The 14,390-nt window shown below is 69.8% G+C and carries 11 protein-coding genes; 7 read left to right on the forward strand and 4 right to left on the reverse strand.

Features of this window, described 5'->3' with window-relative positions; all coding sequences use genetic code 11:
• Positions 1–8 precede the first annotated feature (8 nt).
• Complete coding sequence (locus tag ACH413_RS10060; protein ID WP_360030476.1) at positions 9–704, reverse strand: haloacid dehalogenase-like hydrolase; 696 nt, start codon at positions 702–704, stop codon at positions 9–11.
• Between the two features lie 35 nt (positions 705–739).
• On the opposite strand from ACH413_RS10060, the gene ACH413_RS10065 reads away from it, so the two are divergent.
• The 4 genes from ACH413_RS10065 (at position 740) to ACH413_RS10080 (ending at position 6,622) form a co-directional block, all read left to right on the forward strand.
• A complete protein-coding gene (locus ACH413_RS10065; RefSeq protein ID WP_360030478.1) occupies positions 740–2,125 on the forward strand; it encodes an SDR family NAD(P)-dependent oxidoreductase in 1,386 nt (461 codons plus the stop codon).
• A gap of 118 nt (positions 2,126–2,243) precedes the next feature.
• Positions 2,244–2,906 carry a Ku protein gene (locus ACH413_RS10070; protein ID WP_360030480.1) on the forward strand — a complete coding sequence of 221 codons (663 nt, stop codon included), beginning with the start codon at positions 2,244–2,246 and terminating at the stop codon, positions 2,904–2,906.
• Between the two features lie 97 nt (positions 2,907–3,003).
• Positions 3,004–5,874, forward strand: a complete 2,871-nt coding sequence (locus ACH413_RS10075) for an AAA domain-containing protein (RefSeq protein WP_360030482.1) — start codon at positions 3,004–3,006, stop codon at positions 5,872–5,874.
• A gap of 136 nt (positions 5,875–6,010) precedes the next feature.
• The gene (locus ACH413_RS10080) at positions 6,011–6,622 is read left to right on the forward strand and encodes an LPXTG cell wall anchor domain-containing protein (protein ID WP_360030484.1); all 612 of its coding nucleotides are present in this window, start codon (positions 6,011–6,013) and stop codon (positions 6,620–6,622) included.
• Between the two features lie 61 nt (positions 6,623–6,683).
• Here the strand turns inward: ACH413_RS10080 and ACH413_RS10085 are convergent, their stop codons facing one another.
• Positions 6,684–7,433: a PIG-L family deacetylase gene (locus ACH413_RS10085; RefSeq protein WP_360030486.1), complete on the reverse strand. Its 750-nt coding sequence runs from the start codon at positions 7,431–7,433 to the stop codon at positions 6,684–6,686.
• Positions 7,434–7,530: 97 nt separating this feature from the next.
• Between ACH413_RS10085 and ACH413_RS10090 the strand changes: the two genes are divergently transcribed.
• Entirely contained in the window at positions 7,531–8,763 is a 1,233-nt protein-coding gene (locus ACH413_RS10090; protein WP_360030487.1) for a glycosyltransferase, read from the forward strand.
• A 64-nt stretch (positions 8,764–8,827) separates the two neighbouring features.
• Here the strand turns inward: ACH413_RS10090 and ACH413_RS10095 are convergent, their stop codons facing one another.
• On the reverse strand, positions 8,828–10,621 hold the full coding sequence (locus ACH413_RS10095; RefSeq protein WP_360030489.1) for a S8 family serine peptidase: 1,794 nt from the start codon (positions 10,619–10,621) through the stop codon (positions 8,828–8,830).
• Positions 10,622–10,803: 182 nt separating this feature from the next.
• Between ACH413_RS10095 and ACH413_RS10100 the strand changes: the two genes are divergently transcribed.
• Both ACH413_RS10100 and ACH413_RS10105 read left to right on the forward strand, forming a co-directional pair.
• Positions 10,804–11,730, forward strand: coding sequence for a LuxR C-terminal-related transcriptional regulator (locus tag ACH413_RS10100; RefSeq protein WP_360030491.1), 927 nt, complete (start codon positions 10,804–10,806; stop codon positions 11,728–11,730).
• A 76-nt stretch (positions 11,731–11,806) separates the two neighbouring features.
• Positions 11,807–12,382 (forward strand): hypothetical protein, encoded by a 576-nt coding sequence (locus ACH413_RS10105; protein ID WP_360030493.1) that lies wholly within the window; start codon positions 11,807–11,809, stop codon positions 12,380–12,382.
• 54 nt (positions 12,383–12,436) lie between these two features.
• Here the strand turns inward: ACH413_RS10105 and ACH413_RS10110 are convergent, their stop codons facing one another.
• Positions 12,437–14,314 carry a S41 family peptidase gene (locus ACH413_RS10110; RefSeq protein WP_360030495.1) on the reverse strand — a complete coding sequence of 626 codons (1,878 nt, stop codon included), beginning with the start codon at positions 14,312–14,314 and terminating at the stop codon, positions 12,437–12,439.
• Between the last annotated feature and the right edge of the window lie 76 nt (positions 14,315–14,390).

The raw sequence follows: 14,390 nt of genomic DNA on the forward strand, positions 1-14,390 counted from the left end.
GACCCGTCTCAGGTGGCCCACACGCTCCTGGCCAGCCGCGACAGGTCGCTCAGGTCGTCGATCACGATCTGGGCTCCAGCTTGGTGGAGATCCTGTCTCGAACTGCGCCCGGTGGCCACGGCGACGAGCCGCACGCCCGCTTTCGTCGCCGCGTAGACGTCGTGCGGGGTGTCGCCGATGAGCACCACCTCGTCGTGTGTGAACGGCCGGATCCGTTGTGCGCGTTCACGGGCGAACGTCACGAGCTCGGCGCGGTCGGCGTGGTCGTCGCCGAACGCGCTCGCGTCCCAGTCGACGAGGTGCGCCAGCCCGAACTCCTCCAGCTTGATCCTCGCCACGCTGCGGAGGTTCGCGGTCAGAACGCCCTGGTGCACCCGCGGGTCGTCCGCGAAGTGTTCGAGCGCCTGGAGCGCGCCGGGCAGGACCTCGCCGTGGCCCGGAAGTTCGGCGCGGCGCGTCTCGAAGGAGTCCGCCAGCGCGTCGGCCAGCAGTTGCGACGCCTCCTCGGTGTGCTCGATGCCGTGCTGCCGCAGGGTCTCCTCGATGATGTCCAGCTCGGTGCGCCCGCCGAGGTCGACGGGGCCCTCCAGCTCCCGGCCGAACGCGGTCCGGAACGCCTCGCGGTACATCAGTCCGCCGAAACCGCGCGCCGCGATCAGCGTGTTGTCGATGTCCCACAGCACCAGCAGTTCGGGCCCGGTCATCCCGAGCACCCCCTCACCCCGTAAAATGCCTGCTCATGACCTCGATCGACCCCGCAGAGCTGGAAGTCTGCCTGCGCGTGCTTGCCCAGGTCGAGGACCTGCCGGCGGAACACGACGACGCCGTGCGCGTCCGCCGGGCCACCGCGAAGATCTTCAAGGCCGCGAAGAAGTTCCGGAAGACCGAGCGCAAGGCCGCCATCACGGCCAACGACCGCGCTGTGACGGCGCTGACGGCCACCGGGTCGCCGGACCGCATCGACGACGAGACGCAGGGCCTCCCCCTCGTGTCGAACGCCGTCGGCGCTTCCGCCGGCACGTTGCTGCGCGCGCGTTCCTGCTACACGTGCCGCAAGAGGTTCGTCGAGGTGGACGCCTTCTACCACAACCTCTGCCCCGAGTGCGCCGCGTTCAACCACGGCAAGCGCGACGCCCGCACGGACCTGACCGGCCGCAACGCGCTGCTGACCGGCGGCCGCGCGAAGATCGGCATGTACATCGCGCTGCGCCTGCTGCGTGACGGCGCGCACACCACGATCACCACCCGGTTCCCCAAGGACGCCGCCCGCCGGTTCGCCACGATGCCGGACGCCGCCGACTGGATCGACCGGCTCAAGATCGTCGGCATCGACCTGCGCGACCCGTCCCAGGTGCTGGCGCTGGCCGACGAGGTGGCGTCGCGCGGCCCGCTGGACGTGCTGATCAACAACGCCGCCCAGACCGTGCGCCGTTCCGCCAACGCCTACACGCCGCTCGCGCACGCCGAGCACGAGGAGCTGACCGGGGACGCCCGCCGTCCCGAGCTGATCTCGTTCGGCGGGCACGGCCAGCTGGCGTTGCCCGGCACCGCCGTGCCCGAGGCGCACTCGGTGACGACGCTGGCGTTGATGGCGGGGTCCAAGGACATCGACGCGGGCGGCCTCGTGCCGGACACCGCGCCGGTCAACTCGTGGATCCAGAACGTCGACGAGGTCGACCCGGTGGAGCTGCTGGAGGTGCAGCTCTGCAACTCGACGGCGCCGTTCCTGCTGATCTCGCGGCTGCGGTCGTCGATGGCGAAGTCCTCGTACCGCCGCAAGTACGTGGTGAACGTGTCGGCGATGGAGGGCCAGTTCTCCCGCGCCTACAAGGGTTCCGGGCACCCGCACACGAACATGGCGAAGGCCGCGCTGAACATGTTGACGCGCACCAGCGCCGAGGAGATGCTGCAGGCCGACGGCATCCTGATGACCGCCGTCGACACGGGCTGGATCACCGACGAGCGGCCGCACCCGATGAAGCTGCGGCTCGCGGAGGAGGGCTTCCACGCCCCGCTGGACCTGGTCGACGGCGCGGCGCGGGTGTACGACCCGATCGTGCGCGGCGAGGCCGGCGAGGACCTGTACGGCTGCTTCCTCAAGGACTACGCGCCTTCGCCCTGGTAGGCCTTCGGAGTGACTTTCGTCGGAAACACGCGTCCGAGGCACCTGTCGGACGCGTCCGAACGAGGCCTTTCATCAGGCGTTATGCTTAGTTGAACACCTGTTCGAGTACTCATTTGTCATGAGAACTGTGTGGCGGGGAGCACTTCGGTTCGGGATGTCGACGATGACGGTGCGGCTGGTGTCGGCCGCCACCGAACATCGCAGCAAGGTGCACCTGGTGCACCGCGAGGACAGCGGCCGCGTCCGCCACCAACAGGTGTGCGGCGAGTGCTCGCTGCGGCTGACGCCGGAGGACATCGGGCGCGGCTACGAGCTCGACGACGGCCGGATCGTGCAGATCGATCCGGGCGACCTGCCGGCGCCGGAGGACGGCGTGATCGACGTGCAGCAGTTCGCGCCGCAGGTCGACCTGGACCCGGTCGCGTTGCACCGCAGCTACTACGTGGAGCCGGACGACCTGGCCGTGCGGTCGTACGTGCTGCTGCGGGAGACGCTGGAGCGCACCAAGGCCGCGGCGATCGTGAAGTTCGCCTTGCGGGGCAAGGAAACGCTGGCGGCGCTGCGCCCACAGCACGGCGTCCTGGTGCTGCACACGCTGCTGTGGCCGGACGAGGTGCGGGAGCCGCACTTCGCGTTCCTGCACCGGGACACCGAGGTGCGGACCGGCGAACTGGCCGCGGCGGCGGCGTTGGTGCGGGCGCAGACGCGTCCGTTCCGGCCGCACGACTACCCGAACACGCACCACGAGGCCCTGCTGCACCTGGTGGAGGCGAACGTCTGACCGGGCTCCTGATGGTGCGGGTGCGCGACCCGCGAGTCGGGGATGAACGCGGGTCGCGCGCCCGTTCTGTCAGGGGTCGGCACTAGCATCGGCAGCCATGCTCGCCAGCCCGTCCGATCTCGTCGACCTGCTCGAATGCGAGCACCGCAGCTTCCTCGCTCGTGACGAACGGCGTGGCGACCCCTCCGAACTGCACCGCCGGGCCGCCCAGACGGCTGCCGAGATGCGTTCGGGAGCGGACCTGGTCGAGGACGCGGTCTTCTTCGACGGCGTGTTCCACTGCTCGGCGCAGACCCTCGTGCGCACTCCCGAGGGCTACGAGCCGTGCGACGAGGCGACGGACGCCACTCCCCTGGCCGTGTTGTCGCTGGTCGCGGCTGCCGAGGCGCTGGGGGCCGCGCGGGCGCACCTGATCGTCGACGGGCGGCGGACCTCGTTCCGCGTCGCCGACTTCCTGCCGTTGCTGGGGCGGCTGCGGACCCGGCTCGCGAAGCCGTCACCCGCGCCGAAGCGGTCGTGGGGTGATGTGCGGGCGGCCTGCGTCGGGTGCCGGTTCGCTCGTCACTGCGTTTCTGGTCGTGAGGAGGCGCGGGACCTGTCGCTGGTGGCCGGGCTGCGCACCGATCAGCGGCGGAAGCTGGTTTCAGCCGGCATTGACACGATCGACGCGCTTGCGGCGACCGAGGAGCGGCCCGCCACGCTGTCGCCGGCGAGTTTCACCGCGTTGACCGCGCAGGCCCGGCTTCAGGTGCGGCAGGAACGCACCGGCGTGATCACCTACGAGGTGGTGGCGCCCGAGGCGTTGGCGAACCTGCCGGAGCCTGCCGAGGACGACGTGTTCCTGGAGGTCGACGGCGACACGTTCCGCACGCCGGGGTGGGAGGGGACGTTCGCGGAGTTCGTGGACCGCACGCCGGAGGGCACGGTCTACCACTTCACGCCGCACGACCTCGCCGGGCGGGCCGCGCGGACGGCCACCAGGGAGTCCGAAGTGGACGAACTGGTGCGCAGGTGCGTCGATCTGGGCGCGTTGACGCGGCGGGTGTTGCGGGTGTCCACGAGGGAGTACACGCTGCCGGCGTTGAAGCCGTTGCTGGACGACGAGATTCCGACTCGTGGGCTGCGGGATCTGTTGCACGCCATCAAACTTGAGCGCGAGATCGAGACCGCGCCGCCGCAGGAGCAGGACGAGGCGGCTCGCGAGAAGGCGGCCGAGCGGGCGCGCCGGATTGCGGCGCTGACCGAGCCGTTGCTCGCCGAGGGGCACGACCTGTTCGCGGCGACCGTCGGCTACCACCGGCGTGAGTCGAGCCCGGCGTGGGGCGACTTCTTCCGGCAGGCCCTCGCGCCCATTTCCGACCTGGAGACCGATTCCCACTGCGCGGTGCCGATCACGCTCAGGGCCGAGGACTGGGTGCCGCCGGCCGGACGGGTCCGGACGCACAAGCGGCAGGTGCACGCGCGGATCGACCCGGAGCGGCCGCACCCGTTCGGCGCGAACGAGTCCGTCCGGCTGCTGTATCCCGGCAACGTGACGCGCAACGCGGTCGTGGCGGACGACAACCCGTACGAGCTGGTGCTGACCGAGAGCAACTCGCAGGAGCATTCCGAGCTGCCGATCGCGGTGCTGCCGGGCAGTCCGGTGCCCGCGTCGCCGAAGGACGAGGCCGTCGCGGAGCTCGCCGAGCAGGCCGTCGGCCTGTTGCCGCTGCTCCCCCGCAACCCCGGCATCGACCTGTTGCTGCGCACACCGCCCGCGCAACCGTTGCCGCAGCACGACGACGTGGTGCAGGCCGTGATCAAGGCCGTCGACCAGCTCGACGGCGGCACGCTCGCAGTGCAGGGACCGCCCGGCGCCGGCAAGACGTACCTCGCGACCAAGCTCGTGCGGCACCTGATCGACCAGGGCAAGACCGTCGCGGTCACCTCGACGTCGCACAAGGCCGTGGAGAACGTGCTGTCGAGCGTCGATCCGGACATCCCGATGGCCAAGCGCCCCAAGGAGAAGAAGCCCGAGGAGGGCCTGCCGTGGGACCAGCCGAAGACCAACGGCGCGCTGGCCCAGTGGCGTGAGGAGCACCCGCAGGGCCACCTGGTCGGCGGCACGGCTTGGACCTTCTCCAACGCCGTGATCAAGGCGCAGCCGTTCGACGTGATGATCATCGACGAGGCCGGGCAGTTCGCCCTGGCCGACGCGGTGGCGGTGGCGACGGCGGCGCGCAACCTCGTGCTGCTGGGCGATCCCCAGCAGCTGCCGCAGGTCGTGCAGGGCGTGCACCCGCCCGGTTCGGACGCCTCCGCGCTGGGCCATCTGCTCGGCGACGCGGACGTGATCCCCGCGCATCTGGGCTACTTCCTCGCCGAGACGAGGCGAATGCATCCGGCGGTGTGCCGTCCGGTGTCCGAACTGTCGTACGCGGGACTGCTCCATTCGCACGAAACGGCCGCGCATCGCGCTATCGCGGGCATCGAGCCCGGCATCTACCTGCACGAGGTCGACCACCGCCACAACATCACGTCGTCGACCGAGGAAGCCGACGCCGTGGTGGACACAGTGCGCGCGATCGTCGGTCGTACGTGGACGGACAACGGCAAAACGCGCGAACTGACCGATGCGGACATTCTCGTGGTGGCGCCCTACAACCTGCAGGTGCGGGTGATCCGCCGGCGGCTGGCCGATGCGGGATTCGGCGAAACTCGGGTGGGCACTGTGGACCGCTTCCAAGGCCAGGAGGCACCCGCCGTCATCATGTCCATGACGTCGTCGTCCACCGTGGACCTGCCGCGTGGCCTGGACTTTCTTTTGTCACGCAACAGGTTGAACGTGGCCCTGTCGCGTGCCCAGACGCTCGCCGTGATGATCTGCTCGCCCCGGCTGCTGGACGCCGACGTGCGCGGCGTGGAGCAGATGCGGTTGGTCGCGGGCATGATCGGCCTAACAGAAAACATGAGGATCTATCCGTGGTGACACCGTAGCGTTGTCATACGGTGACCTTCCGACCCCGCTCGGTTGCTAGCGTGGCCCGGTTCACCCGGTCGGGTGATTCAGATCATGAATGTGTGCTCGACCCCGCCACGCATCAAGCAAGAGCAGGAGAGATTCGTTGGCACGTAGAGTTCTCGGCGCGTTCGCGGTGACCGCCACCGCTGTACTCGCCACGTTGGCGCTGTCGACGCCTGCCAGCGCCCACACCCCGAAGTGGACCGCGTCCTGCGACAAGGGCGCCAAGGTCACCAAGGTCTCGGTCAACCTGACCCAGTACAACAAGAAGGCCAAGAACACCGTCACCGTCCTGGACGGTGAGACGAAGCTGCCGATCGACAAGCCCGAGTTCCAGGAGTCCTTCTCGAAGGAGTGGACCAACCTCGACGCTTCGGTCAAGCACGTGTTCAAGCTCGTCGTGACCGCGTCGGACGGTTACAACTACGAGGACACGAAGACGGTCGAGGCGTGCGTGGACAAGGCGCCGCCGACCAAGCCGACCAAGCCGACGGAGACCAAGCCCACCGAGCCGACCTCGTCGGCTCCGGAGGTGCCCTCGTCCTCCGCCGAGGTCCCGCCGTCGTCCACCCCGGCCGCTCCTGGTGGAAGCGCTCCCGAGCCGCCCCTCGCGGCCACCGGTGCGTCCCCGCTGTGGCTGCTGCTCTCGGGTCTGGGCCTCGTGGGCGCCGGTGCCGGCACCCTGCTGTTCCTGCGCCGCCGTCAGAGCGCCTGAGTCAGCTGATCCAAAAGAAGAGCGGGGCGGTCCGAAATGGACCGCCCCGCTCTTTTCGTTGCTAGAGGTCCAGTTCGGTCGCCAGCCCGTGGCCCTCGCGGATGAACCACTCCGTGGCGAACGCGTGCGCGAACGTGGGTTCGTCCAGCGACAGGAAGAACGACTGCTCGGGGATCTGCGAGGCGTGCGCGCGCATCGCCTTTCGCTTGACCTCCAGGTACTTCGTGACGTCGACACCGACGTTGATCTCCGACTCGGGCACCGCGCCCTCGCCCAGCGGCGGCGGTTCCTCGATCCCGGCCATCCGGAACGCCTCGCGGAACTCCGACTCCCGCACCATCCCCTGGTAGACGGCCGGCGTGCCCGCGAGCTCCGCGGCCCGCATGCCCACCCGGTGCGCCTGGATGTGGTCGGGGTGGCCGTAGCCGCCGAAGCTGTCGTAGGTGGTGAACACCTTCGCGTCCTCTTCGACGAGGATCGCCGCGAGCTTCTGGGCGGCCTCCTCGACGTCCGCGGTCCAGAACGACCCGGGCTGCCCGTTGAGCTCGTCGCCCATCATCCCGGAGTCGCGGTACCCCAGGAACTCCACGCGCGCGACCCCCAGCAGGTCCGCGGACGCGTGCGTCTCCACGACGCGGCGCTGCCAGAGTTCCTCGCCCTCCGCCAGGTCGTCCGGGATCTCTCCGGCCTCTCCGCGCGTCGCGACGACGAGCACGACCCGGTGTCCCTCCTCGAACGCCTTGCGCATCACGCCACCCGTGACGATGCACTCGTCGTCGGGGTGGGCGTGGAACGTCACCAATGTCGCCATGACCGCGACGTTACCTGTGAATGGAACTTCGCCATTCCCCCACGCCCCCGCCTCTCCCTAAGGTGGGGAACAAACCCTCGGCCGCGGGGAGGACGCCGTGCGCGTGCTGTGCACAGTCGCGTTCTCGGCCGCTCACGCCAGGGCCACCCTGCCGCTGGTCGCGATGCTCACCTCGCTCGGCCACGAGGTGCTGGTGGCGGGCCCTCCGTCGGTGCTGCGCGGCTTCGCGGACGAGCCGGTGCGCGTCGCCGCCGTGTTCCCCGAGGTCGCCGACCAGCTCGCGGACCTGTTGCAGGGCGAGGTCCTGACGCTCCCGCCGGACTACGACCCGTTCTCCGACGAGATGATCGTCGAGTTCGCGGCGGGCCCGCACATCGCCGCGGCCGTCCAGGCGCTGTTACCGGTCGCCACCGAGTTCCGGCCCGAAATCGTGCTGCGCGGCGGGATCGAGTTCGCGGGCCTGCTCGTCGCCGAGCACCTGGGCGTGCCGCACGTGACCACGCCGACCGGTGTCGGCCAGTACATGGACCGCCTGACGCTGCTGAACGCCCTGAACGAACGCCGCTCGGAACTGCGCACGCCGCTGCACGAGTCCCTCGACTCGGCGCACCGGTACGGCCGGTTGGACGCGGTCCCGCCGGGCTACTCGTTCGCCCGCCAGCCGATGCCTCCCGCGTTCGCCTTCCAGCAGCCTCCGCACCACAGCGCCGGGGAACGGCTGCCGCAGTGGCTCGCGGACCTGGACCCGACGCGGCCGCTGGTGGTGGCGTCGACCTCCACCTCCGGCGGGGTGTTCGAGTCCGAGTCGTCGCTGGAGCTGTTCGACTTCGACGCGTTGCCCGCGCAGGCCCTGGACCGCTCGCCGCTGGCCCACCTGGAGGCGATGGTGGCCGGACTGTCCTCCGTGGACTGCGAGGCGGTGGTGCTGACGGGCGGGTTGCCGGTGGAGGCCCCGGCGGCGCACGTGCACCTGGTCGAGTCGCTGCCTCAGGCGTTGTTGTTGCAGAGCGCGGACCTGCTGGTGTCGCACGGCGGGTACAACTCGGTTCGCGAGGCGATGCGGGCCGGCGTGCCGTCGGCCGTGCTGCCGGTTCTGCACGATCAGATGCACAACGCTCATCGGGTCAGCGATCTCCAACTGGGCGTGCGGGTGCAGGACTTCTGCGGCGACGCGGTCGCGCAGGCGTGTGAGCGCGCGCTGGCGGACGACGGGATCCGGGCGGGTGTGCGGCGGGCTCAGCGGCACGTGCTCGGGCTGCCGTCGATCCGCGACGTCGCCGACTACCTGGAACGGATCGTGCACCGCAACCGGAAGCTCGTGCGCATGTGAAAAGGGCGGCGCCTCCCCCAGGACTCCGGGATGGAAGGCACCGCCCCTCGGCGAACTCGTGGAGCTATCGCAGGGTCAGGTTCCAGGAGTTGATGTACCCGGTGTCACCGGAGTACACGTCCTGGACCCGCAGCTTCCACGTGCCCGCCGCGACCTCGGACGAGGCGTTGACCGTGTAGGTCGCCACCACGTTGGCGGTGCTGTCCGAAGTGGACGAGTTCTTCAGCCGGTAGGCGGTGCCGTCCGGCGCGATCAGGTCGATCACCAGGTCACCGCGGTAGCTGTGGACGATGTCCACACCGACCTTGGTGGCGGAGGAGGCGTTGCCCGTCACAGTGGAGGTGATGGACGAGGTGACCGCGGCACCGCGGTCCGGGATGGCGACGTCGGTCGTGTTCTCCAGGCCACCGGACGGCGGCGGAGTCGTGTCGACGGCGTTCACGGTCTTGGTGGCGTCCGCGAGGCCCGCGCCACAGCCACCGGAGCAGGTGCCGGGAAGCGGCCGGGCGTTGGTCTTGATCAGGTCCTTGACCTGCGCCGGCGTGAGCGACGGCTTCTTCGCGACCAGCAGCGCCGCGAGGCCCGCGATGTGCGGGGCGGCCATCGACGTGCCCTGGTAGGGCTTGTAGTTCTCGGCACCGGGGGTGGTGGCGCCCGCGTTCAGCGTCGACCAGATGCCGTTCTCCGGCGTGGTGATGGTGCCGGGGGTGTCGGTGCCGCGACGGGTCTCGCCGCCGGGCGCCGCGATGTCGATGCGGGTGCCGAAGTTCGAGTAGAACGCCTTGTTGCCCTCACGGCCGGTCGCCGCGACGGTGATGACACCGGAGCAGTTGGCCGGGGTGAAGTTGGCGGCGTTCGCGTTCGAGTTGCCGGCCGCGACGACGACCGTGGTGCCGCGGTTGATGGCACCGTTGATCGCGTTCTGGTAGGTCGTCGAGCAGGACGACTGACCACCCAGCGACATGTTGATGACCTTGGCGACGTTCTGGTTCGCGGGAACGCCGCTCACCGTGCCGCCGGACGCCCAGGTGATCGCGTCGGCGATGTCCGAGGTGGCGCCACCGCACTTGGCGAGCACGCGCAACGGCTGGATCTTGGCGTCGTAGGCGATGCCCGCGACACCCTTGCCGTTGTTGGTGGCCGCGGCGATGGTGCCGGCGACGTGCGTGCCGTGCCAGGACGAACCCTGGTCGGCGGGCGGAACCGGCTGGCCGTTGGCGTCCGTGCCGCACTCACCGCGTGCGGTCCAGTCGCCCTCGTCGGCCGGGTTGGAGTCACGGCCGTTGTTGTCACGGGCACGAGCGGAATCGGAAACGAAGTCGTACCCCGCGACGACCTTGGATGCCAGATCGCTGTGCGCGACGTAGCCGGTGTCGATGACCGCGACGGTCACACCGGCGCCGGTGCTGCTGGACCACGCACCGGGCACGTTCATGCCCGCGGTGGCCTCGAAGAGGTCCCACTGCCGGGAGTACTCGGTGTCGTTCGGGTCGGCGAACGGCTGCATCAGCAGGTCCGGCTCGACGTAGGCGACCTTCGGGTCGCTCTTGAACGCCTGGATCGTGCTGTCGGCGTTCGTGGTCTTCGAACCGAGGTCGACGACGACCGCGCCACTCGCCGTGCGGCGGTGCAGGGACTTGCCCTTCTTGCGGGCGTCGTCCGAGGCAGCGGTGTCGGACGAGGCTTCGGCGGTGCCGGGCTTGTAGCCGACGATCAGCCGCTCGAACGGTCGGTTCACCTGAGTCGAGTCCGGCTGGGACTGGATCTGGCTTGGAGCGGCGTTGACGGGTGAGGCAACGCTGAACACGGCGGCGGAAACTGCCGCGGCGCACAGGGTCGTGCGTCGCAATCCGTTCACGTGAGGTCCTTCCACGCAGGGCCTTCGCGTGCCGTTGAGGGCGTCAGTGTTCTGAACCGGCTGCGGAGGTGGAGGGACCGTAAGCCGGGTCACAGCTGCGAAAACAGGTCTAGCGGAGGCCGTTTGACGACACTGGCGTGTTCACGACAGGGGTACTGCGCTGAATGGCGCACAATGTGGCCGTGTTGGGACACCTGGGCGTCAACGCGGAACAGACCGCTGTTTACGAGCTTCTGGTAACGGGCGGCAGCCGCACGACCGACGAGATCGGCGCGTCCACCGCCCTGCTGGAGTCGATGCGGGAGCTCGGCATGGTCCGGCACCTGCCCGGCGACGTGTGGCAGGCCGTCCCGCCCGACCTCGCCGTGGAGGCCCTGATCGCGGCCCGCGAGGAGGCCAACCGCCGGGCCCGCGCGGACGTCGGCCCGTTGATGGAGCTGTACCTGCGCAACCGCGACGAGGAGCTGGCGGACAACGCGTTCGTCGAGGTCGTGTCCGGAAAGGACGCAGTGCGCGATCTGTGGCGCACGCTGCTGGGCGGCGCCCGCGAGGAGGTCTGCGTCCTCGACCAGCCGCCGTACCTGTCTCCGCAGGAGGAGCACGCCGAGCTGGAGGACTCGACGCGGCAGCGGGACGTGCAGTGGCGCGTGGTCTACGACAGGTCCGCCGTCGACCTGCCGGGCCGCGTCACCGAGATCATCGAACTGGTCGCGGCCGGCGAACGGGCCCGCGTCACGCCGACGCTGCCGTTCAAGCTCGCCGTGATCGACGCGCACGCGGCGGTGCTGCCGGTGGCGTCCGGCGACGTGATCGACAAGGTGCTGCTGATCCGGCCGTCCGCGTTGCTGGACGTGCTGCGCTCGACGTTCGAGCTGTACTGGGACAAGGGAATCCCGTTCAGCCCCGGCGGCATCTACGCGGCGGCGTCCGATGTGGACCCGAACCTGCTCGGGCTGCTCGCCGCCGGGCTGACCGACGAGTCGATCGCGCGGCAGCTCGGGCTCGCGCCGCGCACGGTGCAGCGGCGGGTGCGGCAGCTGATGGACCGGTGCGGGGCGCAGACGCGGTTCCAGGCTGGTGTGCAGGCGATGCGGCGGGGCTGGCTCTAGGAACGATCTTGAATGCAACCTCCGGTGATCTTGCGGCGTCTTCTTCTTCGCAAGCGAACGATCACCAGGGGGATTCATGCGCATGCGCAACGTGATGGCGGCTGCCCTGACGGGCCTCGCACTGCTCGGTCTCGCGGGCACGGCGTCCGCTCAGACCGGCCTGACGTGGCCGCCGAAGGACGTCACGCCGGTCCACAAGACCAAGGCGGAACTGCAGAAGCAGGCGGACGCGTTCTCCGCCCAGCAGCAGCGGACCTACCCGCGGGCCTTCCGCGGCGCGCAGAACGTCTCGCCCGGCAACTGGGGTGGCGAGGCCGAGGGCGTGTTCGACGACATGCAGTACATGGGCAACACGGTGACGTTCTCCTACCAGGGTCAGAACGTCCGGACGTACACGCAGGTCAACGCTCCTGGCCAGCACGCGTGGTCGCCGGAGGAGTACTGCGAGCAGCCGTGGGCGCACTGCACCGGCCAGGTCAGCGACCACCGGGGCGGCGTGACCGTGTTCTCGAAGAACGAGCAGTTCGGCATCACGGAGGCCCGCAACTTCCGCCGCAACGGTGAGGTGGTCTGGGTCCAGGCCTGGACTCCGGGCACCGAGGCGCAGCTGGCGGTTCTGGCCTCCGACCGCGCGCTCACCTTCACGAGGTAGTTCCTGAGAGAGCGGGCGCTTCCGGTCATGGAGTCACCGGAAGCGCCCGCTCGATCAGCTGGCGACCTTGCGCGCGGCCACCAGCTGCCCGTCCGCGAAGCCCTCGACGCGCACCTCGCGCCCGGTCGCGGTCAACGTCGCGGTGTGCGCGCCGTCGGTCACGTCCAGCGAGGTCATCGGGCGGCCGTCGACGTAGACGTCCACCCGGTCGAGGTTCACGGTGTCCAGGGAGACGGTCGTTCCCTCGACCGCCACTCCGAGCCGCCGCACCGGCAGCGCCTTCAACAGCTCCCCCGCCCGGGCGAGCAGATCCACGTTGCCCTGCAACAGGTCCGCGCGCGTGACCTTGTGCTGGTGCGTCGGACGCACCCCCAGGTCCTCCACCGGCGTGCCGGCGAGCTTGCCGACGCGCAACGTGCGGCGGATCGACACGCGCATGTTCGCCTTGTTGGGCAACGCCTTGTACGGCGACTCGGCGTCGCCCGGCGCCGGGATCGTCAGCAACGTCTTCAGCAGCCCGTGCGTCCACACGTTCGCGCCGCCCGCGCCGGTGTTGTCGTCCACGCCGAGGATCGGGCCCAGTTCGTGGTCGGCCCAGCCCGCCGCGAAGATGTCCGTGGCCGAGTAGCAGCGCGCGTCGGTGATCAGCAGGACCGGGCCGTGATACGTCTGGCCCACCGCGTTCGCGCCGTCGACCGGCGTGATCGTGTGCGAGCAGGAGAACGCCTGGCCGGTCTCCGTCGAGCTGTCGAGCGACGGGAACCACGGGCCGAGGTCGATCTGCCCGGTCGGGTCCTCCGCGTGCCGGCGGCAGATCCGCAGGTTCAGCGGCGTGCTCAGGAACTGCACGGGCTCCGGCTGCACGGGCCGCGGCGTCATCGTCTGCAGCAGGAACTCCGAGGCGAAGATGTGACCGCCGCCGTTGTCCCGGACGTCGACGATGAGTCCGTTCTGCGGCAACAGGTTCGCGAGCCGGACGAACTCGGCGAGGAACGCGTCCGGGTCGTCGACGCTGAACGTGAAGATCCGCAGGTGCCCGAACGTGCCGGACGGCGTGGTGACCGGACGCGCCCGGAACACGCCGGGCATCGTCGTCGCCACGTCCTGCGACGCCATCGCGACCGCGCCGCCGGCGGCCTCGGCCTGCACGACCTTGGGCGCGTGCAACAACTTCTTGGCGCGCGCCTTCTCGTCGGAGTCCAGGTCGACGCCCTGGGCGGCCGCGGCCGGACTCAGCGCGTCGACGTCGGTCATCGGGGGAAGGTTCTCCGTGACCTGCCACTCGACGCGGATGTCGTCGGCGGCGCCGGTCTCGTCGCGGTAGCTGACGACGACCCAGTCCTCGTCGGGCGGGAGCTGGATCACCAAGGGGCGCAACGTGAGCGACTCGAGGCCGCGGGCCAGGTTCGCGGCGGTGTTGCTGCCGGCGAAGATCGCGCCGTTCAGCGCGACCGCGCGGGCGATCGGCGTGCCGTTCCAGTGCGTCACCTCGGCGCCGACCGCGAGGCCGTTGAAGTTCGCGACCGTGCGGGCGACGAGGTACTGCTCGGTGCCGTCGGCGGCGAAGCAACGCTCCAGCTGGAACGGCAGGAAGGCGATCTTGCCCGCGAACGGCGCGGGCAACAGGTAGTTCGTGTGCAGGTCGCGCACCGAGTGGAAGGTGCTCGACAGCTCGCGGTGGAACTGCCACTCCGGCTCGGCGGTGGCATCGGTCTGCCGTTCGAGTCTGGCTCGGAGAACTCTGAGTCTTTGCACAGGATTCACCGCGTGCATGGCGACCTTGAGTGGGAGGTGCGCGTAGTTCTGCTCCAGCAGGATCAGCGCCTGGTCGACGATGAGCTTGCGCTGCGCCAGGGTGAGGGTGCCCGCCGTCGCGTGGAACTCGGCGAGTCCGACGGAGTTTGCGACGTTCGGGTGAGCGGTTGTGGTCATGGTGGGGCCTCCTTGTCCAGTAGAGGCTTTCCAGGGCGTCTGGATACACCTGTTTCACCCGTTCGGCCGCTAACTG

The organism is Lentzea sp. NPDC020367 (assembly GCF_044387305.1).
Lineage (GTDB): Bacteria > Actinomycetota > Actinomycetes > Mycobacteriales > Pseudonocardiaceae > Lentzea.